Below are 22,237 nucleotides of genomic sequence, written 5' to 3'. Positions count from 1 at the left end.
TCTTTGTTTCTTCGTCGGTTTCTATTGCTTTTTCTACTCCTATTTTAGCAATTTCTAAGAGTTGTTTGGATTTTGCTTTAATATCAAAGCTATCTTGTACTTTTTTGCTGATTTCTCCTTGAAGATTATAATCTAATATAGGAATTCTAAGGTCAGATACTTCATTCAAGTTTAGATTGGTTTGCAAACCCTGACGAGCATACTTGGAAACGTATATTTTGCCTATTTCAGAGTTAAAAAAGACAATTAAATAGAGTCTTTTAACTTGAGCTTCGTCAAACCTTAAAATAGAAACAGCTTGATTAATATTGGCTTCAAAATCATGATCAAAAATAGCACATCTTCCTACCGTACCAGCGATTGAAAAAAGTACATCATTTTTCTTGACTTTTGTTTTTTTCAAGGTGAGATCATGAACATATCTTTTAATAAAAATAAAGTTATTTGTGTCAACTTCTCCATCTTTGAGATCAACTGCTCTTATAAAAGGAATGCCATCATCTTCATCTGTATAATCATCACCACCCGCTTTAGGAGTTGCACCACTAGAAACAGGGTAATTAATTAAATCACGAATTTTTATCAATTTGAAATCCTTAAAATAATTATCAATTTCATCATATTTCGGTTGATAATACTCAGCATCCAAGCGTCCAGAAGACAGAAAAGACTCAGAAAAACTTTTAACTGCGATGCTTTCTTCTGTGGGTTGCCAATCTTTTAAACCAAGTTCTGTTAATAGTAAATTTTCAGCTTGTTGGTAAAGTTCTTTGCTCTGATTTAAGATGTTTCTTGACATCAGATTAATCTGTACGATACGAGATTGAAATTGTTCGTTGAAAATAGGTATTTTTATTGTCTTTAAGAAAATGCTGGTTATTGTTGGTTGTGCAGTACCAGTGGTTACTCTATAAATTTGATTCAACCCATATTTCGAGATCAAAAAAGTAGAAACATAATCTGCTATCTCTGGCAATTTAAGACGAAAATATATCAAATTAGGACTAATATTTCCTTTTCTGTTCTCTCCTTTATAAACTCCGAGTCTTCCAATAGTCGCACCTCTGACTCCCATTAAAATATCATTATAAAAAAGTTGAGTAGAGAAGAATTGATCATTTACATTACTGGAAATATAAGCTAGATTATCCTGATTAATAATTGGACTATCTAAATCATCAATTCTAAAATAGGGGATACCATTTTCAACATAATCAAATCCATACATCATTGGATTTCTGTGTATCTGACTGCAAACCTTCCCAAGAAATACAAAATGTTTCTGACTTAATAGTTGCTCTGAAATTAAAAATTTAGGATCATAATACTCAGCGTCAATTCTTCGATCTGAAGAGAGATCACAGAATTTTACTTCAACCGCTTCAATTCTATCCATTAACTGCTGATATTTAACCGGATCAAAAGCTCCCCCCTTACTCAGAGGGGAAAGGTCAAAAAAACTTAAATTCTCCTTTTTTGCAAACTCAATAAAAGCCTCAGCGATACCATCTTCTGTTAATCCATCATGATTAAAAAGATCATGATCCACAATCCAATGATTATGTTTATCTAAGAGAAAATCCCCCGAATCATCAGACACTTTAACATAAACTTTTTCTCCAGAATTATCCTTGCCTGACTTCTGCATCGTCGCAAAAAAGATATTATAATCATCCTGACGAGGACAAAGCGTGCCTATTTTGGGATCATCATTCCATTTTTGCACCAATAACACCGAGGTTTTTGTTCCTGTATGGGGTTTAAAAGTATTACCATGTAATCCCACCACTGCCAAAATTCGACATCTTTCGGCAATAAAATCCCGAATATTCTTATCAGAAGAATTATTAAAGCGTCCTTGGGGTAAAACTATCGCCATTCTTCCCCCCGGTTTCAAAAAGTCTAGATTGCGCTCAATAAATAAAATATCGCGTCCTACCTTAGTTTCCCATTTACCGTTAGGCTTTTTTGCTAAGTCATAACGAGCAATCATGCGCGGTTCTTTGATATCACCCGCAAAAGGTGGATTTGCCATCAAAATATCGAATTGAAACTCCCTATAGTCTGGACTTCCCTTTGGACGCAGTTTTTTCAAGCGTCTGAAACCTTCATGATAAACATCATCCCATTCTTCCTGTTGCGTCACCTCATCCCATAATTCATAATCTAGAGTGTTTAAATGTAGTACGTTTGTTTGTCCATCTCCAGCAATCAGATTGAGGGTTCGTGCTACTCTCACCGCTTTTTCATCAAAATCAATAGCAAACACCTTTTCTTCCACATATTCCTTACAACGGGGTGGCTTTTCTTCCAATGAAAATAAATGACTTACTTCTAATCCCTCATCCTCTAGAATCTGCCGCCAAACATGAAAGATCGTATGTACTGGAAAACCCGAGGAACCAGCTGCGCTATCAATCATATATTCATCTTCTTGGGGGTTAAGCATTTTTACACACATATCAATCACATAACGAGGGGTGAAAAACTGTCCTTTTTCCCCTTTACTGCTTTGATTGATTAAATACTCAAATGCTTCATCAATTACATCCAAATTGGAGTTAAATAGCTTCACATTTTCTAAGGACGACACACAAACCGATAAGTGAGAAGGTGTGAGACTAATCTTGGCATCCTCACTAAATACCCCTGGCCATTTTTTCTTAGCTTTGTCAAAAAGATCCTGAATTTTCGTTTTTAATGCGCTTTCTGTTTGTCCTGTATTACGAAACTCCAGAGAACGAGTAGAACGTCGATTACCCTGTCCAGAATACCATTCATCATAGAGCTTGGCAAAAATCAGTTTAAATAATTCCTCAAAGACATCTACCCCCGCATTTGCTAATACCTCATCTTCCATTTCTTCGATTAGCGTTTTCAGAGATTTATTTTCTTTGACTAACTTATCATTGGCGATTAAATCATCTAAAGTGAACTTAATCTGGAGAATATCTGCTAGGGTTTGATTAGAGTTAGGGATATCTGGAATATCTTCAAAATAATTGGGATCTTTGCGTTGATAATAGGAAATCTGATCGCCGTTCGTCCAGACAGCCATCGGCGAACCTGTGCCGTTACAATAGGAACGTAGTTGTGCTTTTCCTTCCTTGAGTTTGGGTTTTTTTACCTCTACCAAAATATAAACTGTGTTCAGGCGATCTTTGTCCATCACCGCAATATCTGCTCGTTTTACCTCCCTGCCAAAATTAACCCCATACTCCACCTGAATGCGACTGAGAGGATAATTTAAGCGATCGCTTAAAACCCTTAAATATAATTGTCTAATCGCTTCTTCTGGGGTAAGTTTAATCTCTTTTTTCCTTACTAAGCAAATTGTATAGGGAGCTTCCCCATTTTTCGTCTTTTTCAGCGTAATTGTCTGCTCTAATTGCTCAATTTCCGCCGGCGTAAACTGGGACAACTTATAACTTGAGTCTTTGAGAATATCAGCTAATTTCATAAGTTAAAGATGATAGAGATAAATAAAAGTTTTTATACCAAGCATTGAAAGTAATCCCAGCCTTGACAAATTGAGTTAAGTAATCTATTTATGCAAGACTTTTCCCTGTACCAGCCAGTAGGCATGACTTGAAATCATTGTATTCTTGGCTACTAACTTAAGTTAAAGGTATATGGGGACTTAACTTTTCCATTGGATCGAATTTTTTAAGATTCTTTCGGTGTTTGCGGTTTCTCATCTCGGCAAAAGCGATCAAACAGCGATCGCATTTGACGCAGCTTTGCTGTGGCAATTGTCCGTGACTCAATATCTGTAATAATCTAATACAGCCCTTGTAAACCTTCTTTAAGCTCTGGGTTTTCGTCTTGATCGAGATGCACAAAATCGCCCTTAGATGAGAATTAGTTTACAAAAATTTACATTTGGAGATAAGGAGCAATGAGTCAAGTTTCCGGTACAGATGTTCCCGATTTGGGTCGTCGTCAATTTATGAACCTGTTGACCTTTGGTACAATTACCGGAGTAGCAGCGGGGGCTTTGTATCCGATTGTTAAGTATTTTATTCCCCCCTCGGCCGGTGGTACGGGGGGCGGTGTCACCGCTAAAGATGCCCTAGGCAATGATGTGATTGTCAGTCAATTTCTGACCAGCCATAACGCTGGCGATCGCACATTAGCCCAAGGCTTAAAAGGCGACCCCACCTATTTAGTTGTCCAAGAGGACAAAACCCTGGCCAACTACGGAATTAACGCCGTCTGTACCCACTTAGGTTGTGTGGTGCCTTGGAATGCCAGCGAAGAAAAATTCATGTGTCCTTGCCACGGTTCCCAGTACAATGCCGAAGGAAAAGTAGTTCGCGGTCCAGCGCCTCTATCCTTAGCCCTCGCCCATGCCAACGTCACCGATAATGATAAAGTCGTCTTCTCCACTTGGACGGAAACCGACTTCCGCACCGGTGAAGAACCCTGGTGGTCCTAGATTATTCAATGTGACGAGATTTGGAATTATTCAACCGATAGAGATGAGAACATTCAACTTTTTAAGCTTCCCGCAAGTCCACAGACAGGCCCTAGTGAAAGCCGTCCTCGTGGCGATCGCTACCGTTTCCCTACTCCTAACCAGCGATGTCATTAACCCCCAATCTGCCCAAGCATATCCTTTTTGGGCGCAACAAACCGCCCCGGAAACCCCCAGAGAAGCAACAGGTCGGATTGTCTGCGCGAACTGCCATTTAGCCCAAAAACCCGCCGAAATTGAAATCCCCCACTCGGTATTACCCGATAGCGTCTTTGAAGCAGTGGTAAAAATCCCCTACGATCCCGCCAGTCAACAGGTGTTAGGAGACGGATCGAAGGGGGGTTTAAACGTCGGTGCAGTCTTAATGCTACCGGATGGTTTTAAAATCGCGCCCCCCGATCGCATTCCCGAAGAAATGCAGGAAAAACTCGGTGGAGTCTATTTCCAATCCTACAAAGAAGGTCAAGATAACGTGGTTATCGTCGGCCCCTTACCCGGTGATCAATACAAAGAAATCGTTTTCCCCGTCCTGGCCCCCGATCCTAGCCAAAATAAAGGTATTCACTTCGGTAAATATGCTGTGCATTTAGGGGCCAATCGCGGTCGCGGTCAAGTGTACCCCACCGGTGAACCCAGCAATAATAACGCTTTCAAAGCTTCTACCGCAGGTACAATTAGCCAGATCAGCAAAACCGAAGCCGGTGGTTATGAAGTCACCATCACTTCCGAAGCTGGCCCCGTGGTGGAAAATATTCCCGCAGGTCCTGAGTTAATCGTCTCGGAAGGTCAAGCGATCGAAGTGGGACAATTTTTAACCAGTAACCCCAATGTCGGCGGTTTTGGTCAAAAAGATACGGAAGTTGTCCTGCAAAATCCCGGCCGGATCAAAGGATTAGTTTTATTCCTCGGTGGTATTATGCTATGTCAAATCCTCTTAGTTATTAAGAAAAAACAAGTGGAAACAGTACAAGCGGCCGAAATGAATTTCTAATCGCAATATTTCGGTTATTTTTGCTAAAAAGCGGGTTATTTGCCCGCTTTTTGGCTTTGAGTCAGGAAAATGCTCACCGCTCACTGCCGTCTGATACAATCGGTTCAACTTAACCGATAAGTGTCAATTTTTTATGAATCAGTCGCTTGTTCCAGTCATTCTCGCCGGGGGTAAAGGGGAACGTTTTTGGCCTCTCAGTCGTCTAGCGCGTCCGAAACAGTTTCTCTGTCTTGATGATAGTGGTCGCAGTCTTTTACAAGCAACGGCCGATCGTCTATTATCTTTAGCGGCAGGTTGGGAAAATCTCTGGGTAATTACCGCTAGTGCGATCGCTGATGGTGTCCGCGAACAACTGCCCGATTTACCGGAGAGTAACCTATTAGTGGAACCGGTGGGCAAGGATACCGCCCCGGCTGTGACTTGGGCCACCTTAGAAGTGATAAAACGTTATGGTAAGGAAGTGGCGATCGGTTTTTTTCCTGCCGATCATTATATTGGTGATCAAGAGGCTTATATTAACACTTTAAAAGCGGCCGTAGAACTGGCCGTCAGCCAAAAAGCGATCGTTACTTTAGGAATTAAACCCGATTATCCCTCCACCGGTTACGGTTATATCGAACAGGGAGAAAATCAGGGCGAATTTAATGGTTTACCCGTCTATAAAGTGAGTCGTTTTACGGAAAAACCCGATCGCACCACGGCCGAAAAATTCCTAGAAACGGGACTTTTTAGCTGGAATAGCGGAATGTTTATCTTTCAGGGACAAGTGGTTTTAGAGGAGCTAAAAACCCACGCTAATAATATTTTACAACCTCTGAGCGATCGGGGCATCGCTGCCTATGAGGATTTAGAGAAAAAAAGTATCGATTATGCTTTGATGGAAAAAACCCAACTCGCTTACGTTTTACCCGCTAATTTCGGTTGGGATGATCTGGGAGATTGGAATTCTCTGGAAAGATTACTAGAAGCAAAGGGCAAAAATATTGAACTGGCAAATCATGTCGGTTTGGATACGGAAGGGGCTATTATCTATGCTAGTGATGAGGAGGAAGTGATCGTTACTATTGGTTTAAAAGATCTGGTAATTGTTCGCGACGGTAAAGCAACTCTCGTTGTCCACAAAGATCGTACCCAAGATATTAAACAAGTTCTCAAGCAATTACAAACCGATCCCAAATTGGAGAAATTGTTATAGGATCGATAAGTACCTAAGCAAAATTAATTAAGTAGTCGGACATAAATTCTGTTGTCTATCTTAAGAAATGTAAATTGCCGCAATTCTTACTGACTACTGACTTGAAAGTGGCAAGTGGGGAGAATACACAAAAGCTGTCTCCTGTCTCCTGTCTCCTTACCCCACAGTTAACTTTACTTTTGTCCAACTACTTAATACCGTGTTCTCACTCCCCCAAACCAGTCAAAGACAAAAAGAAATCCTTGAGATAGTTCTCGGCAACGGTTGGGACTATATGCGCGGGGTTTTAACCCTAGGAAAAACAGAAAATCCCCAGATTCCCACCCCAGAAGTTCTCAAAAAAATCCTTGTGGAATTGGGGCCTTTTTATGTCAAATTGGGACAGTTACTTAGTACCCGTCCCGATCTGCTACCTGCTAATTATATCGAGGCTTTAACTGCCCTACAAGCGCAAGTTCCTCCCGTTGCTTGGACAGATATAGAAATAGTCATCACCGAACAGTTAGCAAAACCGATCGAACAGGTATTTAAGTATATTAATCCCCAACCGATCGCCGCAGGCTCGATCGGGCAAATTCATCGGGCAACTTTATTATCTGGGGAGGAAGTAGCGATTAAAGTCTTGCGTCCTGGAATCGAAAAAATTGTCGCCCAAGATAGTGCCTTAATTAAGGGAATTGCTGATTTAGTTGCCCTGACAGAATTTGGTCAAAGTTACGACGTTGTTAACTTAGCAGAGGAGTTTATTAAAGCAGTCAATGCGGAATTAGATTTCACCCAAGAAGGTCATTATACTGACCAATTACGCTATAATTTAACCCAGAGTCGGTGGTCAGAACCCAAACAGTTAGTTATTCCTAAAATTTATTGGGACTTAACTAATTCCAAGCTATTAGTGTTAGAATGGTTAGAAGGAAAACAAATTTTAGAGGCCGATGTTTCTAGACCAGCAACTGAGCAAGCAATTTCCCAAAGAAAAAGTGAAATAACTAGAATTTTGTTTCGGTCATTTTTTCAACAAATTTATATTGATGGCTTCTTTCATGCCGATCCCCATCCGGGTAATATTTTCTATCTTGACGATGGTAGAGTAGCTTTAATTGACTGTGGTATGGTGGGCAGATTAGACCCGCAAACTCAACAAATTTTAACAGAATTGTTATTGGCAATTGTTGACTTAGATGCGAAAAGATGCAGTCAACTAACTATTAAATTATCCGAGTCAGTAGTCCCGATTACTTTAGTACAATTAGAGGTAGATTATGAGCGGATGTTGCGAAAATATTATAACCTCAATTTAAATCAAATTAACTTTAGTGAGGTGGTTTATGAACTTTTGCAAATTGCCCGTCGCAATAGAATTAAACTTCCGGGTAATTTAGGTTTATTTGCCAAAAGTCTCGCTAATCTAGAAGGAACTGCACGAAAATTTAATCCTGATATTAATATCCTAGAAGAAGTCAAACCGCTATTAACTAATATTCTTGAACAACAGTTAATCGGTAGCACTCCCCTACAAACTGCCCTAAGAACAGTTTTAGACTTAAAATCTTTTTCCCTGAAATATCCCCGTCAAATCGAAGTTTTACTAGATGGTTTAACCTCGGAAACTTTAAATGTTAATCTGAAAATTCGCGACTTAGATAATCTCCGTCGCAGTTTAGATAATTCCGCCAATCGACTAGCTTTTAGTGTGATTATTGGTTCCTTAATTATCGGGGCTGCTATTGTTACGGCCAGCACCCAATCTCGGCAATTAACTATTATCAGTACCGTATTATTTGCTACAGCTAGTTTAATCGGTTTATGGTTAGTTGTCGGTATCCTGCGATCGGGGAGATTGCGCTAGAAATTATGGCGATTAAATTAAGATTTGTTGTTGTAAAAATTTCGCCCACTGACTAGCCAATTCAACCTCAGTAAAGGGAATTTTTTCAGGCGATCGCTCCTTAAAAATAAATTCTAGGCAAGGGGAACCTTGGGGGGGAAGAGCATCTAAATCCACCACTTGATTATTAACTAGCAGACGGATTTCTTTGACCTCCTCTAGGGAAAAAGTTTGTAAATTAATCACTCCCTTACGAGTTGGCTTTCCCCAAGTGATAATTTTATCTTTTTGACCTAAGACAGAATATATATCATACTTAGCTCGCTCGAAGTTTTCCGCCCATACTCGATAGATTTCCACTTTTTGGTATTCATTCCAACCACTCCAAGCCAACCAAATAAATAGAATTAATAAAGGTGTCCACAATAACCCGCGTTCCATAAACTATCGCCCCAAAATACCAGTCAATTAATCGTATTTTATGCTAAGTGGGTGGGTGGAATTAAATATAAGATGAACGTAGGTTGGGTTGAAGCATGAAACCCAACGCCCGCATGGGTTACGCTACCGCTAACCCATCCTACAAATAATTGTGCCTCCCTACTTAATTGGCAGCAAGGGATTATACTAGGGTTTGCGGCAAAAAGTTTTTCGGTGGTGGCAGGGTGTGGGGAAGGAAACCTCTTTCATCTGCGGGGGTGAAAATTTTTTCATCGGGACTGACTTGCTGATTCGGAAAAAAAAGGGCAGACAAAAGCCTACCCTAGGATTAATAATTAATCAATCAAACCTTAGACATCGTAGTAGAGAGAGAACTCGTAGGGGTGAGGACGTAAGCGCATCGGGTTAACTTCGTTATCGAGTTTGTAGGTGATCCAGTTTTGGATAAAGTCTTCGGTAAAGACACCAGAATCGGTCAAGAAAGCGTGATCTTTTTCGAGACTTTCCAGAGCTGCTTCTAGAGAGCCGGGGGTAGAGGGTATTTTTGACAATTCTTCGGGGCTGAGTTCGTAGATATCCACATCGAGAGGTTCCCCTGGTTCAATTTGATTTTTAATTCCATCGATACCCGCACAGAGCATAGCTGCAAAAGCGAGGTAGGGGTTAGAAGTGGCATCAGGACAGCGGAATTCTAAACGTTTGGCTTTCGGGTTGCTTCCCGATAAAGGAATCCGAATCGAAGCGGAGCGATTACCTTGGGAGTAAGCCAGGTTTACAGGGGCCTCAAAACCGGGGACGAGACGCTTGTAAGAGTTGGTGGTGGGGTTAGTTAAAGCTAAGAGTGCGGGAGCGTGTCTAAGCAAACCACCGATGTAGTGCAGTGCCATTTGGCTAAGTCCGGCGTATTTATCCCCAGCGAACAGGGGTTGACCATCTTTCCAGATAGACTGGTGAACGTGCATCCCGGAACCATTATCACCAAAGATGGGTTTAGGCATAAAGGTGACGGTTTTACCGTATTTCTTGGCCACGTTCTTGATGCAGTATTTATAGGTCATCAAGTAGTCGGCGGCCCGTACTAGGGTAGAGAATTTAATCCCTAACTCGTTTTGACCACCAGTGGCGACTTCATGGTGATGTTTTTCGATGGGAACTCCGCAGTCGGCCATGGTTAAGAGCATTTCCGTGCGAATATCTTGAGAGGTATCGGTGGGACTAACGGGGAAATAACCCTGTTTGTAGGCGGGTTTATAGGCAAGATTTCCCTCTTTTTCGTCTTTACCGCTATTCCAACGACCTTCGACACTATCCATGTAGTAATAGCCTGCGTTGGCGGTTTGGTCGAAACGAGCGCTATCAAAGAGGAAAAATTCCGCTTCCGGTCCAAAAAATACGGTATCACCTAAACCGGTACTGCTAAGATAATCGATCGCTTTCTGAGCAATAGAGCGAGGATCGCGGCTATACCATTCACCGGTTCTCGGTTCTTTGATGCTACAGATCATGCTTAGGGTAGGTTCTTTGTAGAAGGGATCGATCCAAGCAGTGGTAGGGTCGGGAACCATGGCCATATCGGATTCGTTAATTGCTTTCCAACCGCGAATACTGGAACCATCGAAGGCAACACCATCGCTGAAAGAGCTTTCATCGATTTGATCGTAGTAGAACGAGCAATGTTGCCAGATACCTGGCATATCAATAAATTTCAGGTCGATAATCTTAATATTGTTGTCCTGAATCATTTTCAAGACTTCTTGTGGCGTTTCGGGCATGGAAAACTCCTTTGATGTATGGATCAGTTCTTAAGCTTCTCAAAAAATCCATCCTAAACAGTCACTTTGGCCGGTTTTGTATTTTTCGATACAAAATCTTTAATCCTAGCTTGAAAAAATCTGTAATTTCCTTGTTCAGGTCGGTAATCGCTGGGAATGACCATTTGCCTATCAGCTTCTAGCTCCTCTTGCCACACCTCAAGCACGTTCGCTTCTGCAAACATTTGCCGTCTAAGCTAAGACGCATTCTAACCGCCTATACTCCTATAATATCTGATTGTCGCAGTTGATGCTGTTTGCGTAAAGATGCAATCGCTTGACCAAAAATATGATCATGTTTTAATTTAATCGCTGCAAACTTTTGTTTTGCTGCTGGTTCAATTACACTTAAAAAAGCCGCTATATCAAGATGAATATCCACCGCCAGCCAATGAATATAACTGCCATCTTCTGCTATAATCAACTTCTCTCTTTCTTCTAGAGGAATACGCTGTCAAGCTGGCATAGATGCCAAGGGAATTTCTAGCTCCTCGAAATCACAGCGACTGATAACTAAAGCTGTGGCGATTAAATGCTCTTGCGCTCCCCAACTCCAAGCATTAATCACCCTTGTCCGTCAAGTAAAATCTTGAGCAACTAGGGTATTTCGCAGCGTGCGTAAATTAGCCCGTTTAAATAGTTGCGGCAACCAGATAGCATCAATGTCTTCTCGAATAAAAAGGCCTCGCAGATGATGTTTATCATTAGCGGTTCTGGCCATATCTGCCACGGACTTTAAACCGGTCAAAGAAGTACAAATAAAGATGTTTTTCAGGGAATCAATATTCTTTAAATCCCCTAAGCAAAGAATCTGCACAGATTTAGAATCTTGCCAGAAATTATCACTTTCTTAATCCTCAATTATCACAGTAATTTCTGGCTTATTTAACATGATTAATTCTCCCCGGTACAGACCTTTGCCTCCCCTTTAATCAGGAGCGCAGAACGATTCGCTAAAACGTGGTCGAGGATTGGCTTTTTTTTCCTACTAGATCTTTGGGCATTGGCGGGCTATTTAACCTGAAAATTTAGACCATTTTCTTGATTACAAAGTAAGAAAAAACTCTAATACCAAATCTGTTTTTAATAGTATGATTAACTTCCAATCGAACTTGAAAAACCCGCTCCCCACTTCCTACTTCCCACTTCCCACTTCCCCGCTCTCTTGCCCAAATGCTCACCTCGCCTACCTTAACTCTGGCCACTTAATGCTATTATACACCTAACCAGACATTTTAGTCTGAAATTCTGAAATATAATGTCTGCTTAACCTGGAACGATCAAAGCGTTAGATTAGAAAGAGTCCTTTTTTTAGAGATATTTAACCCTGATGGTCTGGCCTTTTAAACCGAAAACCCGCAAACAAATCGCTCGAATAGAAATTACAGGTGCAATTGCCTCCGATACCCGCAAAAGAGTCTTAAAAGCCCTAGAAATCGTCAAAGAAAGGCAATATCCCGCCCTACTTCTCCGAATTGACTCCCCCGGGGGAACCGTGGGGGATTCCCAAGAAATTTATGAAGCATTGAAGCGGTTACAAAAAAACACGAAAATAATCGCTAGTTTTGGCAATATTTCCGCCTCTGGCGGCGTTTATATCGGTATGGGGGCCAATTATATTATGGCTAACCCCGGCACGATTACTGGCTCGATCGGTGTTATCCTCAGAGGGAACAATCTGGAAAGATTGTTGGATAAGGTGGGAGTTTCGTTTAAAGTGATTAAATCTGGCCCTTATAAAGATATTCTCTCCTTCGATCGAGAATTAACTGATGAAGAAGAAAGAATTCTCCAGGATATGATCGATACCAGTTATCAGCAATTTCTGCAAACCGTCGCCGGAGCGAGAAATTTAGATGTCAATCAGGTGAAAAGTTTTGCCGATGGGCGCATTTTTACTGGTCAACAGGCTTTAGAATTAGGAGTGGTCGATCGCTTGGGAACCGAGGAAGATGCCCGACTTTGGGCGCTAGAATTGGCAGGATTACCCCCAGATAAAACTAAATGTCAGACTATCGAAGAACCGAAACCCCTCCTCAGTCGTCTGACGGGCAATCGTTCCCAAATACCCCTAGGATTACAAAAAACCCTAGAGCGTCTAGAATTTGAATTGGAAGTTAACGGACAACTATTGTGGTTATACCGACCCTGATGGCTAGATTAAAGTCGAGAAAAAGGGCGCGTTAACCCCTAAAATTGACTCATCAGGATTAGCGGAGGATGACAATCGTGCAGTGGAAGATTCGAGCCATTCGGGGAGCAACAACAGTAACAGCTAATACTATTGAAGCTATACGAGAAGCAGTGACAGAACTCCTCGAAGCGATCGAAATCCACAATAGTCTCGATCCCGATGATATTGTTAGTATTATCTTTACGGCAACTCAGGATTTAGACGCGATTTTCCCCGCTGCTATCGCTCGCGAACGTCCCCATTGGCAAAATGTCCCCCTCCTCGATGTGCAACAGATGCAGGTCGCTGGTAGTCTGGAAAAGTGTATTCGGGTAATTCTCCACGTTAATACTCCCAAACTGCAAAGCGAAATGCAGCACGTCTATCTGCAAGGGGCGAAAAATCTTCGCCCCGATTGGCAGATTTCTCCAGTAACTATTAATCGCTAAAATCTTCGATAACCTGTTCCCGCATTTTCTATTAAGTTTATCGATTTCTCACTCAGGGAAAAACTGGCCGCAAAAATCATTAAATTTACCTTTGGGGCCAAGAAAAATTATCAGTTATCAGTTATCAGTAAACAGTTATCAGTGAATAATCTCACTTAATAAACTCATAACCTCAAAACTGAATCGCGAGGCAGATCGATGAAGGATTGCTTATCAACCCCAACTTTTTTAACTGACTAAATCCCCATTTCCGACAGCCAACTCAAAATTAATTGATTAACTTTTTCGGGATGTTCATCGTGGGGACAGTGACCGGCTTTGGCAATCGGATAAAATTGGGTATTATTTCCCATTTTAGCTCTTTCTTGGTAAATTACCGAACCGGCGATCGGTGTCCAAGGGTCATCCTCTCCCCAGAGTACCAATAAAGGGCGATCGATTTGCGGTAATAATTCCTGGGTCGATGGTCCGGGGGGTGCTGTCAACACCGATGCAAACACTCCCCACGCACCCGCATCACAGGAGGGTTGATAGAGAATTTCGACTAATTCCTCGGTAATCGCGGTATGATCCCGATAAACCTGTTTTAAGGTCTTCCGGATGCGATTTTTCTGCCTTACCTGTTCAAAAATAAACTTTCCTGTCACGGGAGAACTAACTAAACCGGTAAAGGCAGCCATGATTAAACGCAGCGGCAAATTTAATTCTTCGGGACGATGGTTTAATCCTCCGGCACAGTTAATAATTACTCCTCCAGCAGTGATTTCGGGAGATTCTGCCATCAGCATTAAGGTAATCAGTCCCCCGATGGAATTACCGATAAATACCGCCGGTTTTGCCATTTTTTCTCGCCAAAAGTCTTGTATTTGCCGCAGCCAAAGGTCGAGACTATAATCTAAAGCGGGCTTATCTGTACCCCCAAATCCCAAAAGATCTAGGGCATAGACTTGATAGCCATTTTCCGCTAAAACGGGGATATTTTTGCGCCAATGACCGATAGATGCCCCAAAACCGTGAATTAATACTAGGGGTTGTCCTTCTCCCCGCACAGTGTAGGGGATGGTGTGACCTTGCCATGTCCAAGACAATTGCTCTAAGCTAGTCCCAGTGATCGGAGATTGTAGTGCCATTGTATGAAGTTTTATTAAGTGATAGGTAAATTATAGAGTAAAAATCAGTCGAGAATTTATGCCACAACGCCAGACTTTTACCAATAACTCGATGGAAATTTCCTATTTACAATGGAGCGATCGAGGTATGCCTCTATTATTATTGCACGGCATGGCGGATCATGCTTTGGTTTGGTCAAGCTTGGGCGATTATTTAAGCTCAAATTATCAAGTTATTGCCCCAGATTTGCGTGGACATGGGGAAAGCGGTAAACCGGCAACCGGTTATCACTTTCAGGATTATATCGGCGATTTAAGGGCTTTAATTAATCATTTAGGTTGGACGCAAGCACATATTTTAGGTCATTCTTGGAGTGCTAAAATAGCGGCAATTTGGGCAACTCAACAGCCGGAAGTATTTAAGAGTTTAATTTTAGTCGATCCCTTTTTTATCGATAAAATGCCTAGTTGGATTAGGATAACTTTTCCAATTCTCTATCAAGTTTTGCCCTTTTTAAAGATTACTCGCTCCTTTGATAGTTATCAGAGCATAGAGGCGATCGCTCGTCAATTAAAACAATATAAAGGTTGGTCAAATCTACAGCAAGAGGTGTTTAAAAATGCCATTGAACAAAAAGCTGATGGCAGTTGGAGCGGTAAATTCACTTTATCGGCACGCGGGGAAATTTTTGAGGATGTCATGGGGTTTGCCGGATTAACTAAAACTTTAGATATTCCCAGTTTATTAATCCTTCCCCAACAGGGATTAAATCGCACTGCTTGGCAAATTCAATCTTATAAAAAGTATTTAACTTCTCTAGAGATTAAAAAGATACCGGGTAATCATTGGGCATTTTTAGGGGAACCTGAAAGTTTTAATCAAGCGGTGGCCGAGTTTTTATCTGTTCAGGAAATTGTCTGATTAGCGGAGAGAACGAATCTGCAATTGGTAATAATCCTCGTCTAAACCTTGATTCTGCTTGTTATTAACCGAATTAAGCTGTTTTTGTAGTGCCAAAATGCGATCACTTGTAGCAGGATGGGTGCTGAGAATTGTCGGGGTAGAACCCCCCTGTTGTGCTAATTTTCCCATCAAGGAGATCATCGCCTTGGCTGCATAACCAGCCTCAGCTAGATTGTTTAAACCCAGTCGGTCCGCTTCTAATTCATCCTTGCGACTATTGGGCAGATTATAGGCGAGATTGACTGCCAATTCTACCCAAGTTTTTGTGTCTAATCCCGCCGCGCTGAGAAGTCCTCGGGCGAGGGCAGTATTGCGTAATTGGGTGATAGAATGACGACCGACGATATGGCCGATTTCATGGGCAATGACGCTGGCTAATTCTGCCTCATTATCAGCAGTTTTAATCAATCCCGTGTGTAAATAGACAAATCCGCCCATAGTAGCGAAGGCGTTAATGCTATTGTCGCGCACCACTTGAAAAGTGTAGGGAAGGTCAGGGCGATCGCTAGTTGCCGCTAATCGCTGGCCGATTTCTTGGACATATTGGTTAATTCCGGCATCTTTGGCCAGTTTTATCTTACCTGATTCTAATAAACCTTGATTAATCTGCCTACCGAGGACGACTTCCTGCTGAGGAGAAATAGTGGTGAGTTGAATAACCTGCACACCGCGAAAAAGTAAATCCATCCACGAGCGCCCGAAACTGGGTTGGGGATTGACAATCCCGATACTCAGGGTGAGCAGCAGAGAAATTATTGTTAATAGCCAAAAACGGCAGAAAATAGGGCGCATAGACGATTCGATCCCATAAAAACCTCATTCCCATTCTAGACAGTCCCTATCACCCTTTACCTGTTACTGTCCGCGATTGGTTTGATAGACGTAAAAGTTAAATAAATCGAATAAACTGCCAACAAAAGCAAAGGTGACAGCGATGGTTAACAGGCCTTGTAGGGGATAACCGCCGCCGAAAATGGTTAAAAATTGCAGGATTTGGCTAAAACCGGTCCGAGAAACCCAAGTAAAGCCGGGGACGTGACTGGTGGCCAATAAAGCCGTTAAAATAGAACCCACCAAGAGGACGGGGGCAACAAAACTTAATAGGGTGGAAAATAGCAGGGAACGGAGCAAAGTAAGCATGGGTGCTGATCTCCAGAGAATTAGGGGGCGATCGAACGGGAATAGGAATCTATACTCGCTCCCCTCTAGGATATACGTTCATCTCGGCTAGGGGCGGTTTTTTAAAAAATCTTAAAATATCATTAAGATTCTTGGTTAATAACGATTAAGTGGTACACAAAAGTCAACCCGATAATTGCTGGGTCAGCCTTTTTCAGTGATCAGTAAACAGTGATCAGTAATCCGTCAGGGGTGGGGAAGTGGGGAAGTGGGGAAGTGGGGAAGTGGGGGAATTTCAACTAAAACCCTAAAACCCTAACACCCCAAAACCCCCCCGCAACGCGCACGCAGTGACCACCCCATCACCCTGTCTCCTGACTCGGAGTCTCCTAACTCCTAACTCCTGATAACTGATAACCGGTAACTGATCACCGATAACTGGAACTACCTGAAGCATTGATCCCCGTGGTGTGGTACTGTCAATTCAGTGTATTTATCGGCACTGGCTTAAGATTTGTCGCTATTGTCCTCCCCTTCTCCCGTCGCTGTTTTTGAGGCTTTCTATGACCGACATTCCTTTCACCCTAGACCAACTGAGAATTCTCAAAGCGATCGCTGCCGAAGGAAGCTTTAAACGGGCGGCAGATACCCTGTATGTATCTCAACCGGCGGTCAGTCTTCAGGTACAAAACCTCGAAAAACAGCTAAATGTGCCGTTATTTGACCGGGGCGGTCGGAAAGCCCAATTAACGGAAGCGGGACACCTACTCTTAAGCTACGGCGAAAAAATTATCACTCTCTGTCAAGAAACCTGTCGGGCGATCGAAGATCTACAAAATCTGCAAGGGGGAACCCTGATCGTCGGCGCTTCCCAAACCACGGGAACCTATCTTCTTCCCCGCATGATCGGGCTTTTTCGGCAAAAATACCCAGAAGTATCCGTACAGCTACAAGTTCATTCCACCCGTCGCACCTCTTGGAGCGTTGCTAACGGTCAAGTGGATTTAGCCATTATCGGGGGGGAAGTTCCCGCCGAATTACAAGAAACCCTGCGGATTATCCCCTACGCAGAAGATGAACTGGCTTTAGTCCTGCCGATTTTTCATCCTCTGTCTAAGGTAGAAATGATTCAAAAAGAGGATTTATATCGACTAAAATTTATCACCCTCGATTCCCAATCGACGATTCGCAAAGTCATCGACAAGGTTTTAACTCGTTGCGAGATCGATACCAAACGCTTAAAAGTGGAGATGGAACTTAACTCGATCGAGGCAATTAAAAATGCCGTACAATCCGGTTTGGGGGCGGCTTTTGTCTCGGTGACAGCGATCGAAAAAGAACTACAAATGGGAGTTATCCACGCTACCCGAATTAAAGATGTGGAAGTACGTCGCACTTTGTCGGTAATTATTAACCCGAATCGTTATCGCTCAAAAGCGGCCGAGGCTTTTACCCTGGAAATACTACCCCAATTCTCCACCTATCCCGAATATCTCGCTGACGACCACAACTTTGAACCGATTCCTAACTCACAACCCGCCGAAATTATGAGTAAATAAGTTGATCGAGATGGGCAAAATCTCCCTCGGAACATTGAAGCTATTTCTTCGGAAAATTACTGCCCCGATAAATTACTTTTTTATCGACTTTAATCCAATGGAGACTCTCTAAACGACTTCTAAGATTAGTAATAGTTACTCCCAACTCGTCGGCGATCGCATACAGATGTCCCCATTTAGTCAAGTCACGTCCCTTGATGGCTTTCTCTAACTCACTCATCGCCATTAGTAAACAACTGACAAAATATTGTGCTTGCCATTCAATTCTTTGGCTAGAATCAACTGTCCGACACAGAAAAGGTTGAATTGTCTCTAAGGAATCTCCCTGATTGATTCGATCCAAAAAATTAGAGACGGCTGTTTGATTAATATGAAGGACAAAATGACCAATTTCATGGGCTAAACTCGAATTTTTAAAACCTTCTTTTGCCAGGGATGAATTTTGGGAATCTTTTAAGAATTTTACATCTTCATTGAGAATAATTTTCTTTTCTGTGGGAATAATCATTGCGGCGATTTCTCCCTCTTTATCTGGCTTTATATCCGTCCATTCAATAGCCAAATCAAAATGATCGGCCGTCGCTTCCGCAATATCGCAATTTTTTAAGGGACGACGACGATGAGCTTTTACTTTCTTCAGAATATCGTCTGCCTGAGTTTCAATCACTGCTTTGGGAATAAAACTATAGGGTTTAATAATATCCAAGATATCTACTCCTGCTCATCTAATTTTGTCGCCTCAGAAATAATTTTTTTGGCAAAATTGGGATTGTCTTTCATGCGACGCAATAAAATCGGCATTTGTTGGTATTTTTGAACTAATTCTTTAAAGACTTTTTGATCATCTGAACTAATTCGTCCTGCCAATTCCCCTAAGGTTTGAGCATTTAATTTTAAATGAGTCGCTAAGGACTCAATCACCTGCTGACTAGGAGGATAACCTGCATGATCATTTTCTAGCTTCGATAGATAGGTGTAGTCCACCCCAATCAACTTAGCTAGTTCTCTCTGACTATATTCCTCCTCTCGACGAGCTTTGCGGATAACCTGTCCAAATGTTTCTGACACTGCTTTTCTCTCAATCGCTCAAAAAAAATTATATCAAGGGTTGACTATTTAAGTCAACATAAGCTAGAGTTAGTTCATTGGCGTTGATTATTTTAGTCAATACAAGAGCAAACACTGCCGTATCATCCTAGCATTTTCCTGACTGAGGGGAAAAATCGTGTCCTGCCAGTTTCCCAAAAAGCCTTGGTATCCTCCGATGAGCTATAGTCTTTGGCGATCGCTAAAACCGGCGATTGGCTATGAGAATCGCCATTGTCAGACAAAACGGGGGTTTGAAAAAGCGCGAAACAAAGAACCAGAAGTCCAAAGATTACTATCACAAGATAATCAACCGCAAAAAATTGGTAAGTTGGCACAACGGGGAGTTTTTGAGTTTCATCAAGAGCCAGGGAGATTATCGGGTCCTCATGGGGTGAAACAAGTCGCAGAAATCCTGCAATTAAATCAAGAATCGCCAGAAATTCAAGCCAGGGTTTTAGTAATTTTAAACAATTACTATCAACAACCAATTTTATTGAATCAAGAGATTATTGATTTACCTAGAGGTGATGAAGGTTATCCAGAACCTATTGTTATCGAGCAAGGCAACTATCGGTTTAATTTGTCCGCTGCCTTTGATTGTATTTTTAGAGAAGCTGATGACACCATACATATTTTAGATTTGAAAACTGGTCAATCTAATTTTGATCGTCGTCCGGCTCATGTTTATTTACTGGCGGCTAGTTACCTTTATCCTCAGGAAAAAATTGTCGCTTCTTTTTACAATTTAGAAACCCAAACAAGCTCAGAAAACATCTCCCTGTCTTCCGAGGCAATGGAAGCAGTTAAAATCGAACTAGCTTTCCTGGCCAAAAAACATCAGCAACAACTACAAAAATATAAAAATCACCCCGAAGATTTTTATCATCTTTTCCCGCCCCAAAGTGGCTATGCCTGTCGTTATTGTCCTTTTACATCGATTTGTGATTATGCAAATAAGGAGGTTTAGATCATGAATTACACAGTAGCTAACACAGCCAATTCCCCGCTTTTTTTGAGTGAAATTAGTTCCTTAACTCTCAGGAATAATTGTTTGAATTGTTTTAAGCTTAATCATCAAGTTACTAGAAAAATAGGTAATCGTTTTAGTTGGCAATTCAGTCATAAGTTTCCCGATGTGGTGGTTATTTTTGAAGATAATTGTTTTTGGGTATTAGCTAAAGATGAAAAATCTCTTCCCTCTCCACAACAGTGGAAAGAAGCTTTATCAGATATTCAAGAGGTTTTACGAGAAGATATTGGCGATCACTATTATTCTATTCATTGGCTAAAAGACTTGCAGATAACAGCTTTAGTTACAGCACAATTAGCAGTTAGAATTCTGAAAATATTTGGTAAATTTTCCTATCCAATAGTTTTTCCCAAAGATAGTCAGATAAGTGAAAACCAAGTACAGGTAAGGAGAGAAGTTAATTTTTGGGCAGAAATCATCAATGACACCGATCCAGCTATTTGTTTAACTGTTGAAAGTTGTATTGTCTATAGTGGAGATTTAGAACAATTTTATGAAAATCACCCCTATAGACAAGATGATGCTAAATTATTAGTAGGTTTAAAGGTTAAAACTATAGAAACTAATGGGACAGCTAAAATTATTAAAATAGCGGTTACAATTGGGGAAAAAAGAGAGGATTTATTAAAAAAAGCCACGGGTTCAATTAGTCGAAGAAAATTAGAAGAAGCTCATCGGGATCAACCAGTGGTGGCGGTACAATTTGACAAAAATCCCCAGGAGTATATTTATCCATTAGCAGCTTTAAAACCCTGTATGACAGATAAGGATGAGAGTTTATTTCAAGTCAATTACGGAGAGTTATTAAAGGAAACAAAAATTTCCTATGATAAACGACAAAAACTATTAAAGTTGTATAAACAGGAGGCACAAAAGACTTTAAATAACTTTGATTTTCAGTTAAGAGAAAGAAGTATTAACAGCCAAGAATACCCCGAAGTCTTTTGGACTCCTTCTATTTCTCTTGAGCAAACTCCCATCTTATTTGGTAAGGGAGAAAGGGGAGAAAAAATAAAAACTCTCAAAGGATTATCGAAGGGTGGTGTGTATAAACGTCATCGAGAATATGAGGATCCTGCTCGTAAAATTCGTTTAGCTATTCTTAAACCAGATAGTTTTAAAGTAGGAGATTTTAGAGAACAATTAGAAAAGCGATTAAAACTTTATAAATTTGAGACTATTTTGCCACCAGAGAATCAAATAAATTTCTCTGTTGAAGGTGTAGGATTTGAAAAAAGAGCCAGACTGGAAGAAGCAGTTGATCAATTAATTCGAGGAGAAATTCCTGTAGATATTGCTTTAGTATTTCTTCCTCAAGAGGATCGCAATGCGGATAATACTGAAGAAGGAAGTTTATATTCGTGGATTAAAAAAAAGTTTTTGGATCGTGGAGTTATGACTCAAATGATTTATGAGAAAACTTTAAATAATAAGGGTCAATATAATAATATTCTCAATCAAGTTGTCCCAGGGATCCTAGCCAAATTAGGAAATTTACCCTATGTCCTTGCTGAACCTCTAGAAATTGCCGATTATTTTATTGGTTTAGATGTGGGAAGGATTCCTAAAAAAAATCTTCCGGGTAGTCTCAATGTTTGTGCAAGTGTGCGACTATATGGCAAACAGGGAGAATTTGTTCGCTGTCGGGTAGAAGATAGTTTAACCGAGGGAGAAGAAATTCCTCAACGTATGCTGGAAAATTTTTTACCGCAAGCTGAACTAAAAAATCAGACAGTTCTCATTTACAGAGATGGGAAATTTCAAGGAAAGGAGGTTGACAATTTACTGGCAAGAGCGAGAGCAATTAAGTCTAAATTTATTCTCGTAGAATGCTATAAAACTGGCATTCCTAGACTTTATAATTTTAAGCAAAAACGGCTCTTCGTTACCCTTTATGCTAAATCAACATACAAGATGCCAAGATAACATACTTCTAACCCAAAAATTCCGAAAGTTTCTAAAGCCATAGCCTCTCCGTTTTATTAGTTTAAGTTTATTGTTG

22 protein-coding genes and 1 pseudogene are annotated in these 22,237 nt (G+C 41.1%); 10 read left to right on the top strand and 13 right to left on the bottom strand.

Features of this window, described 5'->3' with window-relative positions; all coding sequences use genetic code 11:
- Positions 1-3,460: N-6 DNA methylase (locus IM500_RS06465; RefSeq protein ID WP_287737995.1), on the bottom strand; the 3,460-nt coding region annotated here is incomplete at its 3' end.
- A 438-nt stretch (positions 3,461-3,898) separates the two neighbouring features.
- Here IM500_RS06465 and petC point away from each other — a divergent pair.
- The 4 genes from petC (at position 3,899) to IM500_RS06445 (ending at position 8,512) form a co-directional block, all read left to right on the top strand.
- Positions 3,899-4,438 (top strand): cytochrome b6-f complex iron-sulfur subunit, encoded by a 540-nt coding sequence (petC, locus tag IM500_RS06460; protein ID WP_002781457.1) that lies wholly within the window; start codon positions 3,899-3,901, stop codon positions 4,436-4,438.
- 43 nt (positions 4,439-4,481) lie between these two features.
- Positions 4,482-5,468 (top strand): cytochrome f, encoded by a 987-nt coding sequence (gene petA, locus IM500_RS06455; RefSeq protein WP_012265194.1) that lies wholly within the window; start codon positions 4,482-4,484, stop codon positions 5,466-5,468.
- Between the two features lie 133 nt (positions 5,469-5,601).
- Entirely contained in the window at positions 5,602-6,663 is a 1,062-nt protein-coding gene (locus IM500_RS06450; RefSeq protein WP_287737994.1) for a mannose-1-phosphate guanylyltransferase, read from the top strand.
- A 199-nt stretch (positions 6,664-6,862) separates the two neighbouring features.
- The gene (locus IM500_RS06445; RefSeq protein WP_190723645.1) at positions 6,863-8,512 is read left to right on the top strand and encodes an ABC1 kinase family protein; all 1,650 of its coding nucleotides are present in this window, start codon (positions 6,863-6,865) and stop codon (positions 8,510-8,512) included.
- A gap of 12 nt (positions 8,513-8,524) precedes the next feature.
- Here the strand turns inward: IM500_RS06445 and IM500_RS06440 are convergent, their stop codons facing one another.
- The 6 genes from IM500_RS06440 to IM500_RS06415 form a co-directional block, all read right to left on the bottom strand.
- The gene (locus IM500_RS06440; RefSeq protein ID WP_061432353.1) at positions 8,525-8,932 is read right to left on the bottom strand and encodes a hypothetical protein; all 408 of its coding nucleotides are present in this window, start codon (positions 8,930-8,932) and stop codon (positions 8,525-8,527) included.
- 181 nt (positions 8,933-9,113) lie between these two features.
- Positions 9,114-9,245, bottom strand: coding sequence for a hypothetical protein (locus tag IM500_RS06435; protein ID WP_261779578.1), 132 nt, complete (start codon positions 9,243-9,245; stop codon positions 9,114-9,116).
- Between the two features lie 37 nt (positions 9,246-9,282).
- Positions 9,283-10,704 carry a type I glutamate--ammonia ligase gene (gene glnA / locus IM500_RS06430; protein WP_190723646.1) on the bottom strand — a complete coding sequence of 474 codons (1,422 nt, stop codon included), beginning with the start codon at positions 10,702-10,704 and terminating at the stop codon, positions 9,283-9,285.
- A 53-nt stretch (positions 10,705-10,757) separates the two neighbouring features.
- Complete coding sequence (locus tag IM500_RS06425) at positions 10,758-10,928, bottom strand: hypothetical protein (protein WP_155120276.1); 171 nt, start codon at positions 10,926-10,928, stop codon at positions 10,758-10,760.
- 32 nt (positions 10,929-10,960) lie between these two features.
- Positions 10,961-11,167 carry a hypothetical protein gene (locus IM500_RS06420; protein ID WP_190723648.1) on the bottom strand — a complete coding sequence of 69 codons (207 nt, stop codon included), beginning with the start codon at positions 11,165-11,167 and terminating at the stop codon, positions 10,961-10,963.
- A gap of 153 nt (positions 11,168-11,320) precedes the next feature.
- Entirely contained in the window at positions 11,321-11,560 is a 240-nt protein-coding gene (locus IM500_RS06415; protein WP_190723649.1) for a hypothetical protein, read from the bottom strand.
- Between the two features lie 513 nt (positions 11,561-12,073).
- Here IM500_RS06415 and sppA point away from each other — a divergent pair.
- Both sppA and aroH read left to right on the top strand, forming a co-directional pair.
- Positions 12,074-12,895: a signal peptide peptidase SppA gene (sppA, locus tag IM500_RS06410; protein ID WP_287737993.1), complete on the top strand. Its 822-nt coding sequence runs from the start codon at positions 12,074-12,076 to the stop codon at positions 12,893-12,895.
- Between the two features lie 68 nt (positions 12,896-12,963).
- On the top strand, positions 12,964-13,365 hold the full coding sequence (aroH, locus tag IM500_RS06405) for a chorismate mutase (protein ID WP_147071891.1): 402 nt from the start codon (positions 12,964-12,966) through the stop codon (positions 13,363-13,365).
- A gap of 236 nt (positions 13,366-13,601) precedes the next feature.
- Here the strand turns inward: aroH and IM500_RS06400 are convergent, their stop codons facing one another.
- Complete coding sequence (locus tag IM500_RS06400) at positions 13,602-14,495, bottom strand: alpha/beta fold hydrolase (protein WP_002798343.1); 894 nt, start codon at positions 14,493-14,495, stop codon at positions 13,602-13,604.
- Positions 14,496-14,553: 58 nt separating this feature from the next.
- On the opposite strand from IM500_RS06400, the gene IM500_RS06395 reads away from it, so the two are divergent.
- Positions 14,554-15,396: an alpha/beta fold hydrolase gene (locus IM500_RS06395; protein WP_002798344.1), complete on the top strand. Its 843-nt coding sequence runs from the start codon at positions 14,554-14,556 to the stop codon at positions 15,394-15,396.
- Here the strand turns inward: IM500_RS06395 and IM500_RS06390 are convergent, their stop codons facing one another.
- Both IM500_RS06390 and IM500_RS06385 read right to left on the bottom strand, forming a co-directional pair.
- Positions 15,397-16,230, bottom strand: a complete 834-nt coding sequence (locus IM500_RS06390; protein WP_190723656.1) for a M48 family metallopeptidase — start codon at positions 16,228-16,230, stop codon at positions 15,397-15,399.
- 63 nt (positions 16,231-16,293) lie between these two features.
- A complete protein-coding gene (locus IM500_RS06385) occupies positions 16,294-16,578 on the bottom strand; it encodes a hypothetical protein (RefSeq protein ID WP_190723658.1) in 285 nt (94 codons plus the stop codon).
- Between the two features lie 542 nt (positions 16,579-17,120).
- Here IM500_RS06385 and IM500_RS06380 point away from each other — a divergent pair.
- Positions 17,121-18,116 carry a LysR family transcriptional regulator gene (locus tag IM500_RS06380; protein ID WP_190723659.1) on the top strand — a complete coding sequence of 332 codons (996 nt, stop codon included), beginning with the start codon at positions 17,121-17,123 and terminating at the stop codon, positions 18,114-18,116.
- Between the two features lie 40 nt (positions 18,117-18,156).
- On the opposite strand, the gene IM500_RS06375 is transcribed toward IM500_RS06380, so the two are convergent.
- Together IM500_RS06375 and IM500_RS06370 are read right to left on the bottom strand one after the other, a co-directional pair.
- Entirely contained in the window at positions 18,157-18,822 is a 666-nt protein-coding gene (locus tag IM500_RS06375) for an ImmA/IrrE family metallo-endopeptidase (RefSeq protein ID WP_190723661.1), read from the bottom strand.
- A 5-nt stretch (positions 18,823-18,827) separates the two neighbouring features.
- Complete coding sequence (locus tag IM500_RS06370) at positions 18,828-19,184, bottom strand: helix-turn-helix domain-containing protein (protein ID WP_045357746.1); 357 nt, start codon at positions 19,182-19,184, stop codon at positions 18,828-18,830.
- Positions 19,185-19,380: 196 nt separating this feature from the next.
- Between IM500_RS06370 and IM500_RS06365 the strand changes: the two genes are divergently transcribed.
- Positions 19,381-20,172 carry a PD-(D/E)XK nuclease family protein gene (locus IM500_RS06365; RefSeq protein ID WP_353737895.1) on the top strand — a complete coding sequence of 264 codons (792 nt, stop codon included), beginning with the start codon at positions 19,381-19,383 and terminating at the stop codon, positions 20,170-20,172.
- Positions 20,173-20,175: 3 nt separating this feature from the next.
- A pseudogene (locus tag IM500_RS06360) lies at positions 20,176-22,116 on the top strand (Piwi domain-containing protein); the annotation flags it as partial.
- A 21-nt stretch (positions 22,117-22,137) separates the two neighbouring features.
- On the opposite strand, the gene IM500_RS06355 reads toward IM500_RS06360, so the two are convergent.
- The coding region (locus IM500_RS06355) for a transposase (RefSeq protein ID WP_130758492.1) at positions 22,138-22,237 on the bottom strand (100 nt) is incomplete at its 5' end.

This window comes from Microcystis sp. M179S2 (assembly GCF_020245805.1).
In the GTDB taxonomy this organism is placed as follows: domain Bacteria; phylum Cyanobacteriota; class Cyanobacteriia; order Cyanobacteriales; family Microcystaceae; genus Microcystis; species Microcystis aeruginosa.
This window is presented reverse-complemented; position numbering and strand designations above follow the sequence as displayed.